We start from the raw sequence: 23,895 nt of genomic DNA on the forward strand, positions 1-23,895 counted from the left end.
TGTCAGGACCTATTATACTTCTCTCAGTTTATCATGATTAAAAAGAATGCTAAAGCAACAACTATAGTTTTCCCTTAAAATAATTATTTTTGCTGAGCGCATTGCTTTTCAAGCACTTTCATTTTCATTTATAATAAATGTTACTACTGTTTGAGGAGGAGTTTTCATGTCTGTAACAAAAGAGCAATTGGAACTATTTTTATTTTATTTATCTGAAACCCATACAAAAAGTTTATCTTTACATGACTTAGTTACAAGTCGACCACGCCCAGAAGAAGCGCGTATTTTATTAAATATTAACGAGGTTTTCACTTACTACCATAGTGCTCGTGTTCTCTACACAAGTGTTCCTGCTCTTGAAAACAACAAGTCTGAGCCTTTTTTCCAAGCCTTCGAAAATTTTTATTTTGAATTAAAACAACATTTTTTCAATGAAGAAGATGAAACCAATCAATTGAATGAACGTCTAGAGGAAATGAAAGTTGCCTTTGAACAATTGACGGATGACTACAATGTTCTATAATAGAAGAGAACAATTCGTTGAGAAGGGGTCCTTATGAAGCAAGAAGAAGTGATTGAACGTTTAAAAGAAGAACTAAATTTGCCATTTTTTAATGGTACGCTAGAAGAAAAGAACTATTCTGAAGCAGATTATCAACAAATCAAGAAAGAGTTAATTCAATACTTTGATGATTATGTGCGAAATGTTGAAAATTAACAAGCTAAAACAACCTTTGATTTTAATAAAATCAAAGGTTGTTTTATTATTAAATAAAAAAATAACAAAAAAAACCACCGGCAGTTTTGCCGATGGAAAAGGAGTATTTACTCAATAAGAGTAAAATGAAAAATAAAAAGGTTGTTGTTGGTATGAATTAATAATACAATACACTTTCTCTTTTGTCCATAAAAAAGACATGAAAAAAATATTAAATTTGTTAGTTATTTTTATTAGTTTTTTATTTTTTCAAAAGAATGTTGCTCATTCGCGTAATGGCAAAGGTTAATTCATCCGTTGCTTGATCCTGCTTTTCCTCTGAAGCATTAAATAAATCTGCATCAATACCTGTTTCTGGATCTGTTGCTAAAATCATTTCATTGCATCCTGCTACATATTCTGTATAAGCATGTTGAAATTTTTTGTGAATGCCAAGTACTTGTGGTGTTGGTTTTAATGTTCCGACTTTTTTGAGCATTAATTCATATTTTTCAGTACCTTCTTTAAATTTTGCTTGAATTTCTGCAATTCGTTCGGCTGTTAAATCATTCACTTTATTCTTATCAATCGCTTGACGAACTTCTTCGTAATATGGATTCATGACTTCGCCAATATCTTCTGTTGTTTTAACGATATCATTAATTGTTTGAACGTAAAATCCTAAATTTGGTCTCATAACCATCCCTCTTTTCCCTTTTCTCTTTCACTCCATTTTACACTTTTTCTATTCCATCTGACAAGTGGCACTTTTTCAGTCTTTATTCTTTTGATTTTTAACAGAGAAAACATAGTGAGGCATCGTTTTGCCACGGTATGTTTTAATGTATCGATCCCTAACAAGCATCTGGTTTCGAATAGCGACATTTATAGAGGCTAAGTTCGTATCACGAATCGTTGAAATAACTTCTGGAAAATTTAATACATCGAATGCGTATTGCTTTGTTGCTGCGGCAGCTTCAATCGCATACCCTTTGTGCCATTCTTTCACACATAAATGATAACCAATTTCTGGATAGCTCTTACCTTTTACTAATTGATTGGTGAGACCACACTCGCCGATGACTTCGCCTGTTCGTTTCTTCTCTAACGCCCATAAGCCGTAGCCGTATTCTTGATAGGACTGTAAGTTCCACTTTAGCCAGTTTGCAACCTCTTCATCAGAAAAAGCGTGTTCATAGGCATACATCACATTTTCATCTTGCAAAAATTTTTTCAATTCCACTTCATCTTCCGACTGCCATTCTCTGACAATAAGTCGTTGTGTTTCGAAAATAATTTTCCGTTTCAAGCCCTTTTACTCCTTACATAAAGAAAAATTGACTGGTTTAAGTACCAGCCAATTTTCTTTTCTTATTTATTAAGCACCTTTACCTGCTTTACGTTGGAAGAACTTCACAATTTCCACAATTGGGATGATAGCAAAAGAAGTACCTGCTACAATTGCCCATTGATATGCATCTAAATGTGTGACGCTGAATAAATCATTAAATCCTGGAATAACAATCGTTGCAGCTAATAGCAAGAACGAAACAAGAATCCCATAGTTAAATGATTTGTTGCGGAATAAGCCAACTTTGAAAATTGATTGATAAATCGACTTCACATTAAAGGCATGGAACAATTGAATTAATCCCAAAGTAGCGAAGGCCATGGTTAAAGCATCGCCGTGTTGTAAATCATACAACGCTTGCGCCGATAAGTTTGTGTTAGCTGCGGTATGTGCTGGGAACATAATTGACATTTTGTACACAATCAAAGTCAATGCCCCTTGCGTAATCCCTTGATAAACAACACTGCTTAAAACGCCGCCAGAGAAGAAGTTCGATTTTTTACCACGAGGTTCATGGCTCATCACATCACGTTCTGCGGGTTCCACACCTAACGCAATCGCTGGGAAAGTATCCGTTACTAAGTTAATCCACAATAAGTGAACAGGTAACAAGGTATCCCAATTGAGCATTGTTGCAATAAACAAGGTTAATACTTCCCCTAAGTTAGCTGAAAGTAAATATTGAATCGTTTTTTGGATATTTGAGAAGACTTTACGTCCTTCTTCTACTGCTACAATAATTGTTGAAAAGTTATCATCGGCAAGGACCATATCTGAAGCACCTTTTGATACTTCTGTTCCGGTAATTCCCATACCAATCCCGATGTCAGCAGCTTTTAAGGCTGGGGCATCATTTACGCCATCACCAGTCATCGCAACCACTTTTCCTTCTTGTTGCCACGCTTTAACAATCCGAACCTTGTGTTCTGGTGAAACACGAGCATAGACAGAGTAGTGTCCCACGACTTGTGCGAATTTTTCATCTGACAATTCATTTAATTCAGCGCCTGTAATGACGGCATCGTCGTCGCCTTCTTTGATGATGCCTAAACGTGCCGCAATTGCTTCTGCTGTATCACGGTGGTCACCCGTAATCATAATTGGACGAATACCCGCTTCTTTCGCGACTTTTACAGCATCTGCAGCTTCTTTTCTTTCTGGGTCAATCATACCGACTAAACCAGCAAATGTTAAATCTTTTTCCACAAGTTCAGAACTCATTTCGGCTGGAATCGTCTCAACATATTTATAAGCCATTCCTAAAACACGTAAGGCTTGTTTTGCTAATGAGGTGTTGGTTTTCAAAATTTCTTGACGTTTTGTTTCATCTAATGGACTTGTTTCTCCATTTGATAAGATTTCTGTACAACGTTTCAATAATTCATCTGGTGCACCTTTGACAGAAACTAGGAAGCCACCTGTTTTTAATTCATGAACAGTAGTCATTAATTTACGATCAGAGTCAAAAGGAATCTCTGCCACACGAGGTTCAGCTGCTACTTTTTCGGTTACGTTAAACGCATGATCTAAACCAAATTGTACTAAGGCAGTTTCTGTTGGGTCACCAATTAATGAACCATCTTGAGCGATTTTTGTATCATTCGTAAAGTTCATGATTTTTAGAGCCATATTATCGGCAGGGATTTCTGTGGAAGCAGATAAAACTTGACCATCTGTATACAACGCTTCAACGGTCATTTGATTTAAGGTTAGCGTACCTGTTTTATCTGAACAGATAATATCTGTACTTCCTAATGTTTCAACGGCTGGTAACTTACGGACAATCGCATTTTTCTTGGCCATTTTTTGGGTACCTAAAGCCAAAATAATCGTGACAATCGCTGGTAATCCTTCTGGAATTGCCGCTACAGCTAACGAAATTGACGTTAATAACATGTCAATCCATGAACGACCATTCATCATTCCTACCACAAACATCACCGCTGCAATGACTAAAATGGCAATTGTTAACATTTTACCCAATTGGTTTAAGTTTTGTTTTAAAGGCGTTTCCGTTTCTTGTTCGCTTGCTAGCATGCCAGCAATTTTACCGACTTCTGTATTCATTCCTGTGCCAACCACAACGCCAAGACCACGTCCATACGTCACATTACTATTGGAATAAGCCATATTGATTCGGTCACCGATACCAATATCGGTTCCCTCTAAGATGGTTACTTCTTTTTCAACTGGAACAGATTCACCGGTTAACGCTGCTTCTTCAATTTTTAAGCTATTCGCTTCCAATAAACGTAAATCGGCTGGAACGACATCCCCTGCTTCTAATAAAACAATGTCACCTGGCACTAATTCATCACTTTTAACAGTAATGACGTGTCCATCACGGCGAACATTAGCATTTGGTGAAGACATTTCTTTTAATGCTTCAATGGCTTGTTCCGCTTTGGCTTCTTGGATGACCCCAAAGATGGCATTCAAGATAACAACCACTAAGATGATAATCGAGTCTACCACATCATGGGAAAAGACGGCTGAAATGACCGCTGCCGCTAATAAAACAATAATCATAAAATCTTTGAATTGCTCAAAGAATTTCACGGCAAGTGATTTTTTCTTCCCTTCATCTAGCACATTTTCCCCGTACGTTTCTAAACGCTTTTGAGCCTCCTGTGCACTTAATCCATCAGTTGTTGTGTTCATTTTCTCCAAAACAACTGTGTCGTCTTGTGCGTAAAACGCTTCAGACAATTGTGTTTTCTTTTCTTCTGACATGTTCTTCCTCCTCTATTTTTTGCAGCATCCTCCAAGTACTATTTTACATTTCATCAAAAATAAATGAAAAAAAATAGACTTGTGTATGCTACTTCGTCGAACATACATAAGTCTCACCGTTTAAGACAACACCAGAAATTGCTTTCGGAGTTGGTGATGTTGTCACAGCATAAATACTGTCAGTTACTCCCTCATGAAAAAACTATTTAACATTGATTGGAGAACCAATGTTATGAATAATTACTTAATTAGTATACCGTTTTCCACTCTTTTTTTCAAATAAAAGTTCTGCTCATTTGAAAAAAACTGAAATCCTTTCATTCGGATTCCAGTTTCTTGATTTGTATTCGTAAAATACGTTGTTGTCCCCGCTTTCTCGACCAACTAATAACCCAAGAAAGTAAGAAAAGACTAATCACGGTTCCTTCACGAACAAAAATCGGCAAATGATAACTAATGGACAATCCTAGTGCCAAACTGACACAAAAAATATCAACAAAATAACGATAAACTTGAAAACTATAGCGCGTTCTTTCAGAAATAAGTGTACAAAATTTTTCAATAGGAAATTGCAAAACACCTAGCGCAACTACCTGTCCTGTCCCGATTCCTGCTATGATTGTCCCTAAAATAAATAGAACAATTTTAACCAAATAATTTTGAAAAACAAGCGAACCAAATAATTGATATAAGAAAAAATTAATGACAAAACCAAAGCCAATTAACGCCACCAAAATAATCAAATAGTCCTGAATTTTACGTTGCTGATCTAACAACCAACATGTTCCTAAAAAAGCGAAATTGACAGCCGTAGTAACCGTCCCGACTTTTAAATGAGTAAGTGTTGCAAAGGTCACATTAAACGCATTAAAACTGCTAACCCCGATGCCTGCTTGAATTGTCAAACTGATGCCCAATGCACTAATTAAATAAAAAAGAAACGATAGCACAATTTTTTTCTTCCACATTATAAAAACTCCTCTACTCTTGATACGTCTATTATGTGCTACAATAGAAGAAACAAATAGGAGATATCTCCTATTATAAGGAGAAAAAATGCTTAAAACATCCTACCAACAATCACCGAAACAAGAATTAGCTAAAAATACGCCTTTTTTTAATGAAACTGATTTAAAACACAGTTTTATTATCGATTTTGAAAATCAAGAATTCATTCATCACCAAGCAGAGCCATTAAATTATCTTTTTTATTTAATCAAAGGAAAAGCGAAAATTTTAAAAACAGAACGCAATGGCCGCCAATCCATTGTTCAGTTTTTAACGACAGGTGATTTAATTGGCGATTTAACATTAGTTCAAGCGGAAACGATAACCAAAGACGTTATCGCCTTAGGTGAAACCTGTTGTTTGGCTGTACCTTTAGCTTACGCAGAAACTGTTTTAAAAAACAAGGTACTTTTTATGCAGCAACTCAGCCATTATCTAGGGAAAAAAATGCTCCAACGGGTGGACCACTTTACAACGAATCAAACCTATGAACTAAGTTATCGGCTAGCGGAATTGCTATTGGTTGCCGCTAATCACGAAGATGTTTATAAAGAAAAACATACTGAGATTGCCGAATACTTAGGGGTTAGTTATCGCCATCTTATTTATACTTTCAAACAATTTCGAGAGCGCGGCTTTATTCAAAAACAAGGAACTGCTTATCACATCAACCGCTTAGCGTTACATTCTTTTGTACAAAAAAAGAAGAGTTAAAGTGGTGGATTGTTGACAAATAGTGCGCTTCCCGCTACCCTATTCTTATTAATAAGAAAGAAGGGACAGCAATGGAGCAAGCATCATTTACTGTATCTAGTTGGCAAGAACAACCGATTGACAATCTTAATGAAAATTTCCCAGTGAATCAAGCGAGCGCTACTTATCAATTGTCAGGCGCCTTATCTGGGACAGCTTCTGTGGAATACTTAATGACTTATCAAGGCTCTTCAATGGCTGATGGGCTTGAAGCTGTGGCTCAAGTGGTCGGTTTCCTACATTTCGAAGGAACTTATTTAGGAAAAAAAGGCACCTTTACTGCTTGCGAAAAAGGGACGTTTACACAGGGTCTTTTAGACTGCCCAGGTGAACTATTTCAAGCATCAGGTGAGCTTGCCGGTTTATCTGGTCGCTACACTTATGAATTTAGTCAAGAAGAAGCGCTTCTTCATTTAGACTTTGTATAATAAAAAATTTCAAGGAAAGTTGGTGACATTATTTTACTTATTTTAAATTTGGCGGTTGTAAAAGACAATGGGTGTTTTTGATTAGATTAAACTTTTAAGGAGAAAAATCATGAAAAACACCCGAAACACCGTCCCATCATTACTAATTATTATTTTGCTTGTGGGATTTCCACAAATCAGCGAGTCGATTTTCACACCTATTTTACCAGCGCTGAGTTCTGCTTTTAACATTCACGATAGCGTGGCACAATTAACCATGAGTATTTATTTTGTTGCCTTTGCCGTTGGCGTTTTATTCTGGGGAATTCTATCCGATACGATTGGACGTCGCCCAGCTATGCTATTAGGAATTTTATGCTATTTAATTGGAAATATTGGCCTTTTTTTGAGTCCGACATTTCCTTGGCTGTTATTCTTCCGTTTAATTCAAGCATTTGGTGCAAGCGTTGGTTCTGTTATTACTCAATCGATGATGCGGGAAAGCTTTAACGATCTTCAAAGAGGGAAAATTTTTGCTCAAACAAGCGCTGCCCTATCGCTATCTCCTGCCATCGGACCCTTAGTCGGCGGACTTGTTCAAACCTATTTTGGCTATCAGCATGTCTTTAGCACCTTAATTGTCATGGCTGTTCTATTACTTTTCTATAGTTTTTATCGTTTACCAGAAACCTTTCACTTAGGAAATACCTTAACGAAAGCGCCTTTTTGGTCCGTGGCGAAACGCCTTTCCTTCGACTCGAAAGTTTGGTGCTACGGCTTATTGATTGGGGGCATTAATGGTTTATTGTTTAGCTACTATGCAGAAGCTCCGTTTATTTTCATCAATCACTTTGGCTTTAGCAGTGTCCAATATGGCTTTCTTGGTTTAGTTTTAGCTGTGTCTAGTATTCTTGCTGCGGTTCTTATCAATTGGTTGCTAGGATATTGGTCAGCGGAAAAAATTGCCTTTGCTGGTTTGCTGCTAAGTATCTTTGCGGCTTGCTGTTTATTAATAATGACACAATTTGAAACAATCATTGGTCTTATTTTGTTTATTTTTCTCTTTTTCTTAGGGATTAATATTACTTTGCCCAATGCCTTAAGTATGGCCTTAAAAGGCTATGAATCTGTAATTGGTACTGCCAGTGGGATTTTTAGTTTTGTCTATTACTTGTTTGTTAGTTTCTTTACCTATTTGATTAGTTACTTTCACAATGGTACCATTTGGGTCTTACCGCTTTACTTTTTAAGTTTTGCTTGTCTGTTAGCTTTCAGCTATTATGTCATTGTTTATCGTAAAACTTTAAAATAAAACTCAAGAGGTCGGGACAGAACCGTTTAGCTCCGAGAAATAAGAAGAAATTTCCGAAAATTGCTCTTTAATTTTTGGAGAATTTCGGCTTATTTCCGAAGGAGTTGGTTCTGTTCCCGCCGTTTATCAGGTTTTGAGCCTGGGACAAAAATCCAAAGTGATTTTTGTCCCAGGCTCTTTTTAGCTAAAAAATTGATTTTCTAAACTATATTGCTTCCCTGAAACAATGTCATATTGAATCAGTCGGTATTCCTCATATAGTTGTTCTTGCTTTTTATTCATTTCTACTGTTTTTTTCCATTCCCCACCGAGATAGTAATTCCCCTTTTCAAAAGCAGGCAATTGTTCTTGTACCTCATTTAGCATAGCGTAAAATCCCGATTGCGGTAAGCCACTTTGTTGGAAAAGTGAGGGAGCAAAATAAAATGGACTAATGGTAGCTTGATGCTGATTTTTTTCTGTTAACTGGTTCGCCGTATCATACATTAGAAATTCTGTCTGGTGAAGGGCTGCCCCTTCATTCAACGCTTGAATGTTTTCATCATAAATACTTGGTAAGTGATCTCCCCAAAAAACGACTAATGTGCGTTTGGGCATTTTTTCGATTTCTTGTAGGAAATTTTTCAAAGCTTCGCTACTGTAGGCAATATCTTGCAAGTAATTATTGAGCGCGACTTGATTGCCGTTTCCTTGAGAAAAATAATTGGACGTTGTGTATTTATTTTCATAGGGCATATGTGTTTGCATAGTAACTAAATGAATGAATTGCGGTTGCTCTTTTTCTTTAAGCAGTGTCGTCACTTCCTGATACGCTGCTTGATCTGAAATGTAAGGATTATTTTCTAGTTTATCCGTATAGTTCATTGTTTTTTCATTGATAAATTGATCAAAACCTAAAATTTTATACACATCTTTTCGTTTATACATAGATGTATTGTACGGATGAATAGCCGTTGTTTGGTACTTTTGTTCCTTAAGTAATGAAACAATGGAAGGCAATTCCGTCATCTTAGGAATCATCATTGTATAAGGTGTAGTCATTTGGGCATTCATTAATTCCATCGAAAAACTTGTTAGGGCTTCAAATTCAATATTCGCAGTTCCGCCCCCGTAGTTTTGTGAAAGCATCTGGCCACTGTAAGTTTTATCAGCGATTTGCTGATAATCAGCTAAAGGATTACCAATAATGGACAAACCTTTCAGATGATCTGGATTTGAAAAACTTTCACTCATGACAAACACAATATTTGGTTGCTCATTGCTCGGCACTGTTTTCGCCTCGGCCAACTTTTGATATTTCTGAGTAATTTCTGAAATAGCTTCTTTTGAATAACCCTTTGGTTGGTCCATAGCCTCTACTTTTAAATTATATAGAAAACCACCAATAAATCCTGTATTGTAGTAATTCATTTTTTGGCTGTAAGGAATCCATAACGCGGTTTTATTATAGGCTTTACGTAACAAATTTTGCGGATTGTTAAAATCACCAATATATGAAAATAGACCAATCGAAAGAACAAGACTTAACACACGAATCGTTTGTTTTTTCTTCGATAAAAAGAAACTTTTATAAAAGGCTTTTCCTAAGAAAAAAAGTGCTACACAACCTAACGCTACCACAAAAATAAACGGCCATAAACCAACCATTTCTTTTAATAAACTAACTTCTGTGATCATTTTTAAGTCGTCTGGGTAAATAGGTTCGACACGATAAAACATCTTTTGATAGTCCGCAAATCCTAAAACACCTATTATGACACTATATAAAAGAGCGCCAACTCCTAATGAACCTGCCAAACTACATAAAAAAAGTAAAAAAACGCTTAGCACAAAACAACCTAAGAAAAACTTTTCCGTATGCCACGAAAAAGCAAACTTGAAGGCTAAATCAATAGACAAGTTATTCTGACACCATTGCAAATATAAATTACTAAAAATAATTAATAAGATGAACCCGATTCCATACAAAAGGTAGCGGTAGGGCCATCGTCTAAATTTCTCAACTCTCTTTTTCACATCGATCTCCTATTCAAAAACTAGTAATGTATTTATTTTATGCTTCTTGAAAAAGAATGTAAAGAAGTAGCTAGCAAAGAAGTCTAAGGAATGGTAAAGAAAAAATGTTATTTGTTGCAAAAATAATTTTCCAGTGGTATAGTAACAATGGAATTTCGTTATCAGTTATCGTCGCCTTTTTAGAGTACTTTATGAAAGGAGAATAACTATGACTTACAAAGTAAAAAACATTCAATACCGTATTCAATTAGACACAGACAAAAATATTTTTATTGTTTTTGATGCAAAAAATGAAAGTAAAACAGCAACTGGTCACACAATTGAAGAAGCAATTGCACACTTAAAACAATTAAACTAAGGAGTGACAAACATTTCCATGCAAGACCCTTTAGGTAGTTATTTAAGCTAAAAGCCGTTTAGTAAAGAAAAAATACTAGACGGTTTTTTTGTATCTTCTTCGCCTTTTATTTTTTACATAGTATACTGAAACAAACGGAGGTGTTTTTATATGACCATCATTGCAAACTATATTCGCCAGCAACCCCAACATCAAACACAGTTAACAGAAATCTACCAAGCAATTTTAGCGGTTGTTCCTCAGGAGACTACTGAAAAAATCGCTTATGGAATGCCGACCTTTTACTTAAATGGCAATTTAGTGCATTTTGCGGCGGCCAAGCAACATTTAGGTTTCTATCCTACGCCATCAGCAATCCAACGTTTCAGCAAAGAATTACGCCCTTTTAGAACCTCGAAAGGTGCCATTCAATTTCCCTACACGCAAGAGTTACCTCTTTCATTAATACAGGAAATAGTTAAATTCCGTGTACAAGAAAACATGAAGAGCGTGGGACAAAAACTAATAAACGGCGGGAACAGAAGCAACTCCTTCGGAAATAAGCCGAAATTCTCCAAAAATTAAAGAACAATTTTCGGAAATTCCTTCTTATTTCTCGGAGTTAAACACTTCTGTCCCGACCTCTTCATGTTCTTAAAATTTTTTCCATCGCTTTTCCCTTGGCCAACTCGTCGATTAATTTATCTAGGTAACGGATTTTTTGCATTAAAGGATCTTCAATTTCTTCCACGCGATAGCCACAAATTACGCCTTTGATCAATTGGGCGTTTTCATTAAAATTGGGTGCTTCTTCAAAAAATATTTCCATCGTTACTTTTTGAGCCAATTGTTGTTGCAAGCCTTTTTCATCATAACCAGTTAACCAGTAAATAATTTCGTCAACCTCCGCTTGCGTTCGATTTTTACGTTCTGCTTTTTGGATGTATAGCGGGTAAACACTGGCAAAGGTCATTGTATAGATTTTCGGTTTTGTCATTGGTTTTCCTACTTTCTGAAAAAATAACTCCTTCTCATTATACTATACTTCTCTTAAATTTAAACTTTAATACCATGTTAAAAGAATAAGTGCCGCAAAAAATTTAAAAAGCAGTAAAATTGACTCTTCTAGTAAAAATTTCTTTTGTTATTTTTCTTTATATAAGGAGCCCATTTTTTATGTTATTTAATCACAGGAACCTGATTCTATCATTGCAGAATAGGCTTTCATTCAGTATACTGTAAATAGAGGAACAAGAAACGAATTGGATAATTAGGCACTGAAAGAACGCACCACCGTTCTGAATGTTTCGAAACACACAACAGGTTATCGAAATGGCCATTGGAGAAAAATTCCTTTTTCTCCGAGGTTAGCGATTGTGACATGTTGCAATCGTTTTTTGTCCTTAAAATGTTGAGAAAAAGAAAAAAGGCACTTTGCATGTCAGCACCACCTGACAAACAAAGCCCTTCATAGACAGCACAACCTATCTATTCCAGTTGCCTTTTTTGCTAGTTACACTAGCTAATTTTAGTGTACCCGATTTTCAGTGAAATTACTAGCATCTTTAAAATTTTTACTGAAACGATCAGCCTGTGCAATGAACTAGTTTTCTTCAGCGGCGGCAACCGCTGAGAAGCTTTTTCTCAAATTTTAAGTGAATAATGTATCATAAACTTTTTTGGCATATCCATCCGTCATATTACATACAAAGTCCACCGCCATTTTCAAACGATAATAGTCTTTTTCTGCTTCTGTAGCGTTCTTTGCTTCTCTTCTATACAACGCTTTCGCGCTTTCCGAAATATTATTAAAGATTCGCTCCTCATACTTATTCATGGAAACTTTTTCGTATTTTAGTACGACTGGAACAAATTCATCTAGTAAACGATTGATGATATTGAAGCCCAATACCTCTTGATCCAAAATTGTTTTTGTTTGAAAAACATAGGCTCTAGAAAAGTTTTTTAATGCCTGAAAGCATTTCACTTCATCACAATCTTCAATGATAATTTCATTATGATAGATACCTCTCATAATTAAGTCATAATGATTAGCAAAATTTTTCGCTACGCTTTGACAAACAGCTCTTTGTGTCTTTCTCAAAAATTCTTGTAAGGTAGCTTCTTCTGTTTTATCTTTTTCTAACATTAAAAATTTTTTTGTTCCTGTTTGCGCATCAACAAACTGCTTTAAATCTTGATAGCTGTATAAACCATAATTATAGGCATCTTCGATATCTGAAAAAGTATAGGCGATATCATCTGAGGCTTCTAGCAAAAAGACTAATGGGTGTCGCTTATTTTGTGTTCCTGTCGCAAATTTAATGGCGTTAAAGACTTGTTTTTCCGAGTAAAAATAGCCAACTTTTTTAGACAAAAGCTGTTGCTTATTTAATTGATCTGAAGATGCCGTATATTTGATAACTGTGTCTAATGTCGTGGCGGTTAGTTTCATTCCTGCTTTAGAAGTCCCATTATCATGATGCAGTTTTGTTAAAAGTCGGATGGTTTGAGCGTTGCCTTCAAAGTTAAGAAAATCATTTTGTTGTTGCTCCGAAAAATCAGACCAACAAGCATACAAAGGACCATTTTTTTCAAACCAAATACGAATGGCTTCTTCCCCAAAATGTCCAAAAGGGGGATTGCCGATATCATGGATTAATGCAGCTGTTTCTAACAACCGATAGCATTCTGATAATTCCATAACCTCAATGTTTCGTTCGTTCAACTGTGAAATAACTAATCTAAGTATATCCCTGCTATGCATTGCTACTTCTAAGCTATGTGTTAAACGCGTTCTTACAAAATCATTACGTTCTAAAGGAAAGACTTGTGTTTTGTCTTGTAAACGTCTAAATGCATCACTTTTAATTACTCTTACTCTACGATAGTCACTATCAAAAGATTTACGAAGTTCTGTGGCTAAATCAACTTGCTTATTTAACCAGTCATTTTGATATTGTTTACCATTATCAGAAATACGATATGTACCAACCAACTGACGCCAATTCATTTTCATTTATTACCTCCTCCAATTACTCTACCTTCTCTAAATAAGAGACGTAAATATTTTTACATTTACCAATATCACTAAATTCCCGATTGTTATACGCCTTATCCTTTTTCAATTTAAACCGCACTTTTTCGCCTTCTTGAAAAGTTCCCCACGTAAGAAAAAAGAATAGCCAATGGCTTTCATCCTCTGATAGCGTGTCTAAACCTAAACTTTTAGGCTCAATTAAGCTAGGTAATTTAAAACAGTCATACACCCCTTTTGCTGTGCCATACACAGGACGATGAGTGCTAAGAGTCGTTTCAAAATATCCCTTTTCATCAGGTTTTAAATAACTTGCTTGCCGAATCAGTTGTGTCAGTTTATTTTGGAATGGCTGAATATTTTTTTCAACGTTTAGTTCAAAATCTGGCTCAGCTTGTACATCTGTGTCATGAGATAACTTTTTTAATAAGCAGTTTATTTCATTAGTACTTGTCTTATCATTAAACGCAATCGCCAAACGCTCACTACTAATAACACCTTTCATATCTTTCATAGAAAAATTATTTAACGCAATTGGATAGTGTTTATCTGATAGCATCCAAGAAGCACCCATTTCGTTTAAACATGGAATACTCTGATAATAATGATCAGATAAAAAATACAGCATGACAGGTTGATTAGTTAGCTCCCTTTTAATCGTGTCAAAAATTAATTCTCCTGGCTGTACACCTGTTTCAATAGTGGAACTATAAAAAATATCCTGTGTTCGAAACCCAAACTTTTTCAATAATTGGATAAACGCATCCACATATTCTTGATCCTTTGAACTATGACTAATAAAAATCTTTTTCCCATTGCTCACTACTCAACATCCTCCAAGTTAAATTTGTGTTTTCATTTTTTTGTGAAATTCTATACTATTTCTTTAAGCGTACAGCGTTATCTGAAACCAGTCAATACTAAAATTATAAAATAACAATTATTTTGTTTTATTAAATTTTTATATAATGTTGTTTTGTTAATGTTTTGTTATTTTTAAACAAGTGATTATAGAGCGATGTACGGTTGAAGTTATTTCTAATCTATTTTTTTCAATATTTTTATAAATATAAAAAAACACGCCTTTCTTTACAGAAAGGCGTGTTTTTACGTCCGAGTATAAGGAGAATTGGTTCATTAACCAATTGTCCCTTTAAGCGTTATTCATTAAATGAATTATTTGTTTTTTAAGTTGTAGAAAGATTTTAAGCCTTTGTATTCAGCTACATCGCCTAATTGATCTTCAATACGTAATAATTGATTGTATTTAGCAATACGGTCAGTACGGCTTAATGAACCAGTTTTGATTTGGCCAGCGTTTGTTGCAACAGCGATATCAGAGATTGTTGAATCTTCTGTTTCACCAGAACGGTGAGATACAACTGCAGTGTAGCCAGCTTCTTTAGCCATTTCGATTGCTTCAAATGTTTCAGTTAAAGTACCGATTTGGTTAACTTTGATTAGGATTGAGTTAGCGATACCTTTTTCGATACCTTCAGCTAATTTAGTTGTGTTTGTTACGAATAAATCGTCACCAACTAATTGAACTTTGTCGCCTAATACTTCAGTTAATTTTTTGAATCCGTCCCAGTCGTTTTCGTCTAAGCCGTCTTCGATTGAAATGATTGGGTATTTAGAAACTAATTCTTCGTAGAACGCGATCATTTCTTCAGTTGTTTTTTCGCCTTCGCCTGAGTCAGCTAAAACGTAAACGCCTTTTTCTTTGTCGTAGAATTCTGAAGAAGCAGCATCCATAGCAAGAACAACGTCTTTACCAGGAACATAGCCAGCTTTTTCGATAGCTTCGATGATTACTTCGAAACCTTCTTCGTTTGAACCTAAGTTAGGAGCGAAACCACCTTCGTCACCTACTGAAGTAGCTAAACCGCGACCTTTTAAGATTGAAGCTAATGCGTGGAATACTTCTGCACCCATACGTAAAGCTTCTTTGAATGTAGGCGCACCTACAGGCATGATCATGAATTCTTGGAAGTCAATACTGTTGTCAGCATGTGATCCACCGTTGATGATGTTCATCATTGGAGTTGGTAATACTTTTGTATTGAATCCGCCTAAGTAGTGATATAAAGGCACTTCTAGGTAATCAGCAGCAGCACGAGCTACGGCGATAGACACACCAAGAATAGCGTTAGCACCTAATTTACCTTTGTTAGGAGTTCCATCTAAATCGATCATTGCTTTATCGATAGCCATTTGATCGCGTACATCGTAACCGATGATTGCTTCAGCAATGATGTTGTTTACGTTATCTACAGCTTTAGTAACACCTTTACCTAAGTAACGAGCTTTGTCGCCATCACGTAATTCAACTGCTTCGTATTCACCAGTTGAAGCTCCTGAAGGAACCATTCCACGGCCGAAAGCTCCGCTTTCAGTGTAAACTTCTACTTCGATTGTTGGGTTACCGCGTGAGTCTAAGACTTCGCGTGCGTAAATATCAGTAATAATTGACATGTTTTGTCTCTCCTTTGAGTTTGTATTTATACTAAGGGGATTCCCTCATGTATGATTGTAGTTAATTCTCGCAAACTATGCAAACATTTTTTTGCAAAAGTCATTGAGAAAACGTTACCGTTAGTGATTTCTTATTTTACAGCATCTAATAAAGCTAAGAATGAATCTGCTTCTAAGCTTGCGCCGCCGACTAAAGCACCGTCAACGTTTTCTTTTGCCATATATTCAGCGATGTTTTCTGGTTTAACAGAACCACCGTATTGAATACGAACAGCTTCAGAAACTTCTTTGCCGTATAATTTTTCAACTGTTGAACGAACAACACCACAGATTTCATCTGCAATATTAGCATCTGCAGATTTACCAGTTCCGATTGCCCAGATTGGTTCGTAAGCGATAACCATTGAAGCAACTTGTTCGTTTGATAAACCAACTAAGCCGTTAGTGATTTGACCTTCGATCCATTCCGCTGTTTTACCAGCTTCATACGTTTCTAAAGTTTCACCACAACAGAAGATTGGTGTCATACCATTTGCAAAGATTGCTTTGGCTTTTTTATTGATATCTTCATCTGTTTCGTGGAAATATTCGCGACGTTCAGAGTGTCCGATAATCACATAGTCTACACCTAAATCTGCAATTGCAGCTGGTGAGTTTTCACCAGTGAAGGCACCAGCGTTTTCCCAGTAGCAGTTTTGTGCAGCTAATTTCACTTCAGAATCTTTTAGGTTCCAAGCTAAAGGAGCTAAGAATAATGCTGGAGATCCAATCACAGCGTCAACAACGTCGTTTGATGGAACAGCATTTTTTACTGCTTCTGCAAAGCTTTGTGCTTCGCTTAAAGTTTTGTTCATTTTCCAGTTACCAGCGATAATTGGTTTGCGCATGAAAAGCACATCCTTTTCTTTTTTTAAAAATATTGTCTTTTAAACTGATTATTTATCGTTAATAGAAGCTAAACCTGGTAAAGTTTTGCCTTCTAATAATTCTAAACTTGCTCCGCCACCTGTTGAGATGTGAGAGAATTTGTTTTCGTAGCCTAATTGAATTGCTGCAGCAGCAGAGTCCCCGCCACCGATGATTGTTGTTGCGTCTTCTAAATTAGCAATCGCTTCACAAACACCAATTGTTCCTTTGGCAAAGTTACTCATTTCAAATACGCCCATTGGTCCATTCCAAACAACTGTTTTCGCACCTTGTAATTCGTTAGCAAATAATTCAATTGTTTTTTCACCAATATCCAAGCCTTCTTCATCATCTGGGATTTCAGTTGAAGGAACCGTGTGGAAAGGAGCGTCATTGCTGAACTCTTTAGAGACAACTGTATCAACCGGTAAAACTAATTTGTCGCCAGCTTTTTCCATTAAGCTTTTCGCTAAGTCCACTTTATCTTCTTCAAGTAAAGATAAACCAACACTATAGCCTTGTGCTTTCATGAATGTGTAAGCCATACCGCCACCGATTAAAATTTTGTCGGCTTTTTCAATTAGGTTTTCAATGACAGCGATTTTGTCAGAAACTTTTGCGCCACCCAAGATTGCTACGAATGGACGTTTTGGATTTTCAACAGCTTCGCCGATGAATTTAATTTCTTTTTCCATTAAGAAACCAGCAACTGTTGGGATACCAGTTGAAGCAATTCCAACGTTTGAGGCATGTGCACGGTGTGCAGTACCAAAAGCATCATTGACAAATACATCGCCTAAAGAAGCCCAGTATTTACCCAATTCAGCGTCATTGCCGCTTTCTTTTTTGCCGTCAACATCTTCAAAACGAGTGTTTTCAAATACTAAAACGTCGCCGTCTTTCATATTGTTAACAGCGTCTTCTAATTCTTTACCACGTGTTTCTGGAACAAAAGTAACTGGTTGACCTAGTAATTCGCTTAAACGTTCAGCCACTGGTTTTAATGATTTGCCAGCTTTGTCTTCTTCTGTTTTTACACGACCTAAATGAGAGAAAAGAATTGCTTTTCCGCCATTTTCAATCACGTATTTGATTGTTGGTAAAGCCGCTACGATACGATTATCGTTTGTGATCACGCCATCTTTTAACGGAACGTTAAAGTCAACACGGACAAGGACTTTTTTGTCTTTTAAATCTACATCTTTAATTGTCTTTTTAGCCATGAGTAGACCTCCTGTATTGTCAATTTTAGGATTTTTCTTTTTTAAAAAAAGAAAGCGGAGAAGCGCGTTGCTTCCCCGCTTATTATTTCACAATTGTTCAAATTTCACTAATGATAAGAATGAATCTTATAAGTTAGCGAAGTATTCTAAAGTACGAACTAATTGAGCAGTGTATGACATTTCGTTGTCATACCAAGCAACAGTTTTAACTAATTGTTTGTCGCCAACTGTCATAACTTTTGTTTGAGTTGCATCGAATAATGAACCGTAAGTCATACCTACGATATCAGAAGAAACGATTTCGTCTGTGTTATAACCATAAGATTCGTTAGCAGCTTTTTCCATTACTGCATTCACTTCATCAACAGTAACTTCTTTGTCTAATACAGTAACTAATTCAGTTAATGAACCAGTTGCTACAGGAACACGTTGAGCAGCGCCATCTAATTTACCGTTCAATTCTGGGATTACTAAGCCGATTGCTTTAGCAGCACCAGTTGAGTTAGGTACGATGTTTGCAGCAGCAGCGCGCGCACGACGGAAGTCGCCTTTAGGATGTGGTCCGTCTAATGTCATTTGGTCACCTGTGTAAGCGTGGATAGTTGTCATTAAACCTTCAACAACACCAAAGTTGTCATGTAAAGCTTTAGCCATTGGAGCTAAGCAGTTTGTAGTACAAGAAGCGCCTGAAATTACAGTTTCTTCTCCAGTTAATGTTTCATGGTTTGTGTTGTAAACGATTGTTGGTACATCGTTACCACCAGGAGCTGAAATAACTACACGTTTTGCACCAGCAGTTAAATGTTTTTCAGCAGCTTCTTTAGAAGTAAAGAAACCAGTACATTCTAAAACGATGTCTACGCCTAATTCGCCCCATGGTAATTCTTCAGGGTTACGGTTAGCTAAAACTTTGATTTCTTTGCCGTTAACGTTGAATGAACCTTCGTGAACTTCAACTGTACCGTTGAAACGGCCTTGAGTTGTGTCATATTTTAACAAGTGTGCTAACATTTTAGCATCTGTTAAGTCGTTGATTGCAACTACTTCGATTCCTTCTACATCTTGGATACGACGGAAAGCTAAGCGTCCGATACGTCCAAATCCATTAATACCTACTTTAACTGTCATTAAAGATTTCCTCCTTATGAAAATCAAAAATTTTTTATTTTAAAGGGTTACCCCTTTTAAAATCTCGTTTGCGGCAGCTTCATCTGTGATGAGCCACGTTTGTTTTGGTGCATTTTTCATATATGCGCGAATGGCTTTGGCTTTCGTTTTGCCGCCCGCAATTGCGACGACATAGGGAATTTCTTGTAAGTTTTTTAATTGAAGGCCAATTCGTGGAATTTTATAGACCACTTTTCCTTCTTCATCAAAGAAATAACCAAACGATTCTGCCACGGCATTTTTTTGTTTGAGCATAACCATTTCGTCATCAGACATTTTTCGGCGTGCCGCCATGTGCAACGCTCGACCAATACTGTGCACCACACAGTTGGCATGACTAATTAACGTAAGAACTTCTTGAATCGAGGGTTCTTGTAATAAACTATTATACGTTTCACGACTCAATTGTTCTGGGACATATAACGCCCGGTAGTTACCACCCGTTTTGTTGGCCATTACAGCACTAATTGAATTGGCTTGGACAGAAACTGCTTCACCAATCCCTCCTCTGGCTGGAACAAACAAATTATGACGTTTTTCAGTTTCTAGTGATCCCATATTTTCGGCCACCATGGCCATTGTTGTCCCACCCATAACCGCAATTGTATTCTCACCATTTGGTAAGAGTAAATTCAGCGTATTGGTTAAGACATCTCCAAAGTCCGAAAGAACTTTCTTTTGAATATCACTATCTCCTGCAACAACGATACAACGTTGAATGCCAAAGTACTGTGTCATTTCTTTTTCGATTTGGTGCATGCCAAGCAATTGATTCATGACTAATTCTAAGCCTTGATAGACTTCCAAACCGCGTTCTGTTAATGTCATTCCGCTTTTTGAAGGTTCAATCAGGTTGAGCTGCTTCAAAACATCTGTTTCTGTACGCAAGACTCGCTCTGTAATTCCCATCGTTTCTGATAAACTTCTACGTCCAATAGGTTGCATCCAATAAATATTGCGAAGAATTTGGAATCTTTCTTGTAATACATCGAGCATATCTGGAGCAACTGCTTCAATCATTTTAAATTCTTTTAACATGATGCGCTCCTTTTGCGGGTCGAAATATGTCCAAGTAAGACTGAAAACGACCTATGAACTTTAAAAAAATAGAATTGATGTTCGTTTTTCCTACTATTTATTCATAACAGTATTAAAAGTACTTATCAATTACACACTTAGTGTACCAGTTTTTTTAGGTCTTTTCAATAAAAATGATTCTTTTTTCATCGTTTTCTTTCAAATCCAAACAAAGCATTCGTTTGTGGGAAACAATAGCGACTTATTTCCGAATAATTAGATCTAATTAAACCAAAAGCAAAGGAATTCACGAACGTCTTTCAATTAACTTCTTGTTTAAATGGGAATTTCAGGTCCTCTCACAAAGCATTTTTTACTTATTTTTCAAAAAAGCAACGAAGGAATAGACACAGCCATTCTCTCGTTGCTTCATACCCTTTTATTTGTAATCTTCTTCGTAAAAACGTCCTAAAATTTTAACATTATCTGAGATGCTGACAAAGGCATTCGGATCACTTTCTTTCATGGCTGCTTCTAAACTTGGCAACTCAAAGCGTGTCACAATAGTTAGCAAAACAGTTTGGCGGTCGTGGCGATATGCCCCTTCCGCTTCATGAATAATTGTAATACCACGGCGCATTTTCTTTTGAATCTCATCCACGACTCGATCTGGGTTTTTAGTGACAATCATAACTTGCATTTTCTTTTGCTTAGTATAAACAGCATCTGTGACCTTCCCACTTACAAAAATTGATAACGCACTGTAGAACATGTACTGCCAGCCAAATAAATAACCTGCAACGAAGACAATTAGTGCGTTAAAATAAATTGAAATCGAGCCAACTGAACGCCCCGTTTTTTTCCGAATGGTAATGCTTAGAATATCTAAGCCCCCAGAAGAAACCCCGTTTTTTAAGACAAAACCAATTCCTGATCCAGAAATCGCCCCACCAAAAATAGCACAGATAATTGGATCTTGGGTCATCACCGTTTGCGGAACAATATGCATAAATAATGAAGTTAAAGTCACGGTAATGAAAGTAAAAATTGTAAACTTCTTACCTATTTTCTTCCACGCAATAAAGAATAACGGCACATTTAACAGATACAATGTAATAGAGACAGGCACATTAAAACCCACAATTTTTGTTGAGAGGGTTGTTAAAATTTGGGCCAAGCCTGTTAAGCCACTGGAATAAATATTTCCTGGTTGATAGAAAAAGTTCATGGCAATTGATGCAAGAATAGCATAGACAATCGACACAGAAAATTTTGTTGTATAGTCATGAACTGGCAGTCCGTCATAAATTTTTTTCATAAATAATAGCCTCGTTTCAGGTTTTCAATAAATTACATTTCTTTTCATATTATACGTGGTTTACCGAGAGAAAAAAAGAGATTCCTATAATAATTACGGAAGATTCATCAAATGTTTATAGAAATGAAAAAAGAACGAAATCTTAACGATTTCGTTCTTGGGTTGTTTCATAATAGGCTCTTGGTCCACCAATATATTTAGGACGAGAATATAATGCTGTAACATGGGCCGCACCTAACGTTCGAATGCTCAAGCGAAGAGGAACTTGCACATGTTTTACATGCATACCGATAGATGTATCGCCAATGTCAATCCCTGCTTGAGCAACAATATGCTCCACTTCCACAGGTTCATCAAATTTTTCAAAGGCAGCCACTGAACAAGAACCGCCAGCATGTAATTGCGGTACTACAGAGACAATTTCAAAGCCTTTTTCTTCAGCCACACGACGTTCCATCGCTAAAGCACGATTAATATGTTCGCATCCTTGGACAGCCAAAGAGATGCCTTTTTTATCTAATTGTTCAATTAAGGTTGAGACAATCCATTGTCCTACTTCGGCACTGGAATTTTTACCAATGACGCCACCTACTACCTCGCTGGTGGTACAACCTAAAACAAATAGGTCCCCTTTTTGTAAATTTCCTGCTGTAATGACTTCTTCTGTAATTGTCACTAACTGTTCTTTTAACATTTTTTCATCGATAGTCATTTGTTCATCCTTCTTTCTTCTAAACGACCATTTTTTGGTAACACACGTTTTAATGTTTGACTAAGGGGCAATGCTACAATCACCCCAAATAAGGATTGAATGATATTCCCTGGTAAAGAGGCAATCCCCGCACCCACGCCGTAAAGCCAGCTAGTCGCTAAAGCATACCCGCTAATCATGAGGAGACTGGCTAAAAGTAATCCTAGCGTTTGCATCTTTTTATTTTTATTAAAGAAGTGACCTGCTAACCAACCTTGTCCGCCATGAATCAATAACGAAAAAACGAACCATTGTGGATAGCCTGACAATAAATCAATTAAGCCACCGCTTAAAGCTCCGACTGTCAAGCCACCGATCGGACCAAAAAGTAAACTAGCAATGTAAATCCCTGCATCCGCCAATGTAACAAAGCCATTTGTTGCTGGGACGGGGATAATAAAGACCATTGACACAGCCACTGTTAAAGCGGTAATTACTGCATATAGACTAATTTTTCTTGTCATTATCCGCCACACCTCCTGCTAGTAATCCTTCATGCCACACACTTCCAAAAGCTGCATTTAGCTGGACTCCAGAAACAATGGCTTCATGAACGTATGTTTTTGCTAAATCAACTGCTTCAATTAACGGATATCCTTTAACTAAATTCGCACCAATTGCAGAGGCAAAGGAACAACCAGCGCCATCAATGGTGTGGGCCATTACTTTTTCTTTGACCAATTGAATATGTTGTTGTCCATCATAAAAAAAGTCACGTGCTTCTTGGCCAAGCCAACGATTACCACCTTTAATCACCACCGTTGCCGCTCCTAAAGAGTTTAACTCTTCCGCCGCTTGTTGGACTTCTTCGACGGTTGTTAATTTTCTGCCAATGAGTAATTCTGCTTCTTTTAAATTAGGCGTTATAATCGTTGCGAATGGAAAAAGTTTTTCAATCAATAACTGCATGTATCTTTTTTCATAAACTGAAGTCGTTTCTTTAAAAGCCAAGACAGGATCCAACACCACCGGCAGACCTGCATGCTTTTTCAAAAAGGTTGCAATTTGTAACATACTTTCTTCACTGTGAATCAAGCCAATCTTGATGCCGTCTAAACTCCCGGCAGGTATGGAAGCGAGTTGCTCTTTCACCAAAGAAGTCTCCAGGTCATGAATCTGAAAATGATTCTTAGGGGCTGTAGCAAGGCAAGTTAAAGTTGATAAGCCAAAGACTTGATGATTTTCAAACGTTTTTAAATCTGTTTGAATCCCGCCACCTGAAAAAGGATCGGAACCGCCAATTGTTAAAATTATTTTTGTCATTTGTTTCGCTCCTTTATACACTCAGTTATCATACAAAGTTTTCTAAAAAGAAAAAACAGCCAATTGGCAGATTTTTAGCTCAGCCACTTTTTAAGTCTTTCGTTATCTTTTTCCTTTCCAAAAA

General features: G+C 36.6%; 25 protein-coding genes. 7 read left to right on the forward strand and 18 right to left on the reverse strand.

Features of this window, described 5'->3' with window-relative positions:
• Positions 1-166: 166 nt before the first annotated feature.
• Positions 167-523 carry a hypothetical protein gene (locus tag IGL23_RS08135; protein ID WP_033595439.1) on the forward strand — a complete coding sequence of 119 codons (357 nt, stop codon included), beginning with the start codon at positions 167-169 and terminating at the stop codon, positions 521-523.
• 33 nt (positions 524-556) lie between these two features.
• A complete protein-coding gene (locus IGL23_RS08140) occupies positions 557-718 on the forward strand; it encodes a hypothetical protein (RefSeq protein WP_002357133.1) in 162 nt (53 codons plus the stop codon).
• 241 nt (positions 719-959) lie between these two features.
• On the opposite strand, the gene IGL23_RS08145 is transcribed toward IGL23_RS08140, so the two are convergent.
• From IGL23_RS08145 to IGL23_RS08160, 4 genes are all read right to left on the reverse strand, one after another.
• Positions 960-1,400: a hypothetical protein gene (locus tag IGL23_RS08145; protein ID WP_002385841.1), complete on the reverse strand. Its 441-nt coding sequence runs from the start codon at positions 1,398-1,400 to the stop codon at positions 960-962.
• A 69-nt stretch (positions 1,401-1,469) separates the two neighbouring features.
• Positions 1,470-2,006: a GNAT family N-acetyltransferase gene (locus tag IGL23_RS08150; RefSeq protein WP_033595441.1), complete on the reverse strand. Its 537-nt coding sequence runs from the start codon at positions 2,004-2,006 to the stop codon at positions 1,470-1,472.
• Between the two features lie 69 nt (positions 2,007-2,075).
• The gene (locus IGL23_RS08155) at positions 2,076-4,781 is read right to left on the reverse strand and encodes a cation-translocating P-type ATPase (protein WP_002377094.1); all 2,706 of its coding nucleotides are present in this window, start codon (positions 4,779-4,781) and stop codon (positions 2,076-2,078) included.
• Between the two features lie 317 nt (positions 4,782-5,098).
• Positions 5,099-5,749, reverse strand: coding sequence for a YczE/YyaS/YitT family protein (locus IGL23_RS08160; protein WP_033595443.1), 651 nt, complete (start codon positions 5,747-5,749; stop codon positions 5,099-5,101).
• 88 nt (positions 5,750-5,837) lie between these two features.
• On the opposite strand from IGL23_RS08160, the gene IGL23_RS08165 reads away from it, so the two are divergent.
• The 3 genes from IGL23_RS08165 (at position 5,838) to IGL23_RS08175 (ending at position 8,261) form a co-directional block, all read left to right on the forward strand.
• On the forward strand, positions 5,838-6,503 hold the full coding sequence (locus IGL23_RS08165) for a cyclic nucleotide-binding domain-containing protein (protein ID WP_033595445.1): 666 nt from the start codon (positions 5,838-5,840) through the stop codon (positions 6,501-6,503).
• A gap of 71 nt (positions 6,504-6,574) precedes the next feature.
• Entirely contained in the window at positions 6,575-6,970 is a 396-nt protein-coding gene (locus tag IGL23_RS08170; protein WP_002362038.1) for a DUF3224 domain-containing protein, read from the forward strand.
• Positions 6,971-7,079: 109 nt separating this feature from the next.
• The gene (locus tag IGL23_RS08175; protein ID WP_002365813.1) at positions 7,080-8,261 is read left to right on the forward strand and encodes a multidrug effflux MFS transporter; all 1,182 of its coding nucleotides are present in this window, start codon (positions 7,080-7,082) and stop codon (positions 8,259-8,261) included.
• A 180-nt stretch (positions 8,262-8,441) separates the two neighbouring features.
• On the opposite strand, the gene IGL23_RS08180 is transcribed toward IGL23_RS08175, so the two are convergent.
• Positions 8,442-10,277 (reverse strand): LTA synthase family protein, encoded by a 1,836-nt coding sequence (locus IGL23_RS08180; RefSeq protein WP_033595497.1) that lies wholly within the window; start codon positions 10,275-10,277, stop codon positions 8,442-8,444.
• Positions 10,278-10,485: 208 nt separating this feature from the next.
• Here IGL23_RS08180 and IGL23_RS08185 point away from each other — a divergent pair, with 208 nt between their 5' ends.
• Positions 10,486-10,635, forward strand: coding sequence for a hypothetical protein (locus IGL23_RS08185; protein WP_002357118.1), 150 nt, complete (start codon positions 10,486-10,488; stop codon positions 10,633-10,635).
• 150 nt (positions 10,636-10,785) lie between these two features.
• Positions 10,786-11,199: an iron chaperone gene (locus tag IGL23_RS08190; protein WP_104869630.1), complete on the forward strand. Its 414-nt coding sequence runs from the start codon at positions 10,786-10,788 to the stop codon at positions 11,197-11,199.
• A 61-nt stretch (positions 11,200-11,260) separates the two neighbouring features.
• Here IGL23_RS08190 and IGL23_RS08195 read toward each other — a convergent pair whose 3' ends face one another.
• The 13 genes from IGL23_RS08195 to IGL23_RS08255 form a co-directional block, all read right to left on the reverse strand.
• A complete protein-coding gene (locus tag IGL23_RS08195; RefSeq protein ID WP_033595506.1) occupies positions 11,261-11,611 on the reverse strand; it encodes a DUF2200 domain-containing protein in 351 nt (116 codons plus the stop codon).
• A gap of 227 nt (positions 11,612-11,838) precedes the next feature.
• Positions 11,839-12,054: a hypothetical protein gene (locus IGL23_RS08200; RefSeq protein ID WP_002357102.1), complete on the reverse strand. Its 216-nt coding sequence runs from the start codon at positions 12,052-12,054 to the stop codon at positions 11,839-11,841.
• Between the two features lie 211 nt (positions 12,055-12,265).
• Positions 12,266-13,633, reverse strand: coding sequence for a deoxyguanosinetriphosphate triphosphohydrolase (locus tag IGL23_RS08205; protein ID WP_033595508.1), 1,368 nt, complete (start codon positions 13,631-13,633; stop codon positions 12,266-12,268).
• Between the two features lie 16 nt (positions 13,634-13,649).
• Positions 13,650-14,474 (reverse strand): toll/interleukin-1 receptor domain-containing protein, encoded by an 825-nt coding sequence (locus tag IGL23_RS08210; RefSeq protein WP_002360036.1) that lies wholly within the window; start codon positions 14,472-14,474, stop codon positions 13,650-13,652.
• A gap of 353 nt (positions 14,475-14,827) precedes the next feature.
• Entirely contained in the window at positions 14,828-16,126 is a 1,299-nt protein-coding gene (eno, locus tag IGL23_RS08215) for a phosphopyruvate hydratase (RefSeq protein WP_002357098.1), read from the reverse strand.
• 131 nt (positions 16,127-16,257) lie between these two features.
• Complete coding sequence (gene tpiA / locus IGL23_RS08220; protein ID WP_002360035.1) at positions 16,258-17,013, reverse strand: triose-phosphate isomerase; 756 nt, start codon at positions 17,011-17,013, stop codon at positions 16,258-16,260.
• Positions 17,014-17,061: 48 nt separating this feature from the next.
• Positions 17,062-18,255 carry a phosphoglycerate kinase gene (locus tag IGL23_RS08225; RefSeq protein WP_002357094.1) on the reverse strand — a complete coding sequence of 398 codons (1,194 nt, stop codon included), beginning with the start codon at positions 18,253-18,255 and terminating at the stop codon, positions 17,062-17,064.
• Positions 18,256-18,381: 126 nt separating this feature from the next.
• Complete coding sequence (gap, locus tag IGL23_RS08230; protein ID WP_002357093.1) at positions 18,382-19,383, reverse strand: type I glyceraldehyde-3-phosphate dehydrogenase; 1,002 nt, start codon at positions 19,381-19,383, stop codon at positions 18,382-18,384.
• A 39-nt stretch (positions 19,384-19,422) separates the two neighbouring features.
• Positions 19,423-20,460: a sugar-binding transcriptional regulator gene (locus tag IGL23_RS08235; protein WP_002357092.1), complete on the reverse strand. Its 1,038-nt coding sequence runs from the start codon at positions 20,458-20,460 to the stop codon at positions 19,423-19,425.
• Positions 20,461-20,878: 418 nt separating this feature from the next.
• Positions 20,879-21,757 (reverse strand): YitT family protein, encoded by an 879-nt coding sequence (locus IGL23_RS08240; RefSeq protein ID WP_002357090.1) that lies wholly within the window; start codon positions 21,755-21,757, stop codon positions 20,879-20,881.
• A gap of 142 nt (positions 21,758-21,899) precedes the next feature.
• Positions 21,900-22,469: a TIGR01440 family protein gene (locus IGL23_RS08245; RefSeq protein WP_033594514.1), complete on the reverse strand. Its 570-nt coding sequence runs from the start codon at positions 22,467-22,469 to the stop codon at positions 21,900-21,902.
• On the reverse strand, positions 22,466-22,972 hold the full coding sequence (locus tag IGL23_RS08250; RefSeq protein WP_002357086.1) for an ECF transporter S component: 507 nt from the start codon (positions 22,970-22,972) through the stop codon (positions 22,466-22,468). The genes IGL23_RS08245 and IGL23_RS08250 overlap by 4 nt, the downstream gene beginning before the upstream one ends.
• Positions 22,956-23,792, reverse strand: a complete 837-nt coding sequence (locus IGL23_RS08255) for a bifunctional hydroxymethylpyrimidine kinase/phosphomethylpyrimidine kinase (protein WP_002385835.1) — start codon at positions 23,790-23,792, stop codon at positions 22,956-22,958. Before IGL23_RS08255 ends, IGL23_RS08250 begins: the two co-directional genes overlap by 17 nt.
• Positions 23,793-23,895: the final 103 nt, after the last annotated feature.

Source organism: Enterococcus sp. MSG3299, assembly GCF_050555765.1.
GTDB lineage: Bacteria > Bacillota > Bacilli > Lactobacillales > Enterococcaceae > Enterococcus > Enterococcus faecalis.

Bases quoted from the DNA above. Each gene is read 5' to 3' on its own strand.
- IGL23_RS08185 (WP_002357118.1), top strand. From the start codon at position 10,486: ATGACTTACAAAGTAAAAAACATTCAATACCGTATTCAATTAGACACA.
- IGL23_RS08165 (WP_033595445.1), top strand. From the start codon at position 5,838: ATGCTTAAAACATCCTACCAACAATCACCGAAACAAGAATTAGCTAAA.
- IGL23_RS08240 (WP_002357090.1), bottom strand. From the start codon at position 21,757: ATGAAAAAAATTTATGACGGACTGCCAGTTCATGACTATACAACAAAA.
- IGL23_RS08170 (WP_002362038.1), top strand. From the start codon at position 6,575: ATGGAGCAAGCATCATTTACTGTATCTAGTTGGCAAGAACAACCGATT.
- eno (WP_002357098.1), bottom strand. From the start codon at position 16,126: ATGTCAATTATTACTGATATTTACGCACGCGAAGTCTTAGACTCACGC.
- IGL23_RS08235 (WP_002357092.1), bottom strand. From the start codon at position 20,460: ATGTTAAAAGAATTTAAAATGATTGAAGCAGTTGCTCCAGATATGCTC.
- gap (WP_002357093.1), bottom strand. From the start codon at position 19,383: ATGACAGTTAAAGTAGGTATTAATGGATTTGGACGTATCGGACGCTTA.
- IGL23_RS08175 (WP_002365813.1), top strand. From the start codon at position 7,080: ATGAAAAACACCCGAAACACCGTCCCATCATTACTAATTATTATTTTG.
- IGL23_RS08200 (WP_002357102.1), bottom strand. From the start codon at position 12,054: ATGCAAAGTGCCTTTTTTCTTTTTCTCAACATTTTAAGGACAAAAAAC.
- IGL23_RS08155 (WP_002377094.1), bottom strand. From the start codon at position 4,781: ATGTCAGAAGAAAAGAAAACACAATTGTCTGAAGCGTTTTACGCACAA.
- IGL23_RS08250 (WP_002357086.1), bottom strand. From the start codon at position 22,972: ATGACAAGAAAAATTAGTCTATATGCAGTAATTACCGCTTTAACAGTG.
- IGL23_RS08145 (WP_002385841.1), bottom strand. From the start codon at position 1,400: ATGGTTATGAGACCAAATTTAGGATTTTACGTTCAAACAATTAATGAT.
- IGL23_RS08135 (WP_033595439.1), top strand. From the start codon at position 167: ATGTCTGTAACAAAAGAGCAATTGGAACTATTTTTATTTTATTTATCT.
- IGL23_RS08195 (WP_033595506.1), bottom strand. From the start codon at position 11,611: ATGACAAAACCGAAAATCTATACAATGACCTTTGCCAGTGTTTACCCG.
- IGL23_RS08190 (WP_104869630.1), top strand. From the start codon at position 10,786: ATGACCATCATTGCAAACTATATTCGCCAGCAACCCCAACATCAAACA.
- IGL23_RS08245 (WP_033594514.1), bottom strand. From the start codon at position 22,469: ATGACTATCGATGAAAAAATGTTAAAAGAACAGTTAGTGACAATTACA.
- tpiA (WP_002360035.1), bottom strand. From the start codon at position 17,013: ATGCGCAAACCAATTATCGCTGGTAACTGGAAAATGAACAAAACTTTA.
- IGL23_RS08205 (WP_033595508.1), bottom strand. From the start codon at position 13,633: ATGAAAATGAATTGGCGTCAGTTGGTTGGTACATATCGTATTTCTGAT.
- IGL23_RS08140 (WP_002357133.1), top strand. From the start codon at position 557: ATGAAGCAAGAAGAAGTGATTGAACGTTTAAAAGAAGAACTAAATTTG.
- IGL23_RS08160 (WP_033595443.1), bottom strand. From the start codon at position 5,749: ATGTGGAAGAAAAAAATTGTGCTATCGTTTCTTTTTTATTTAATTAGT.
- IGL23_RS08225 (WP_002357094.1), bottom strand. From the start codon at position 18,255: ATGGCTAAAAAGACAATTAAAGATGTAGATTTAAAAGACAAAAAAGTC.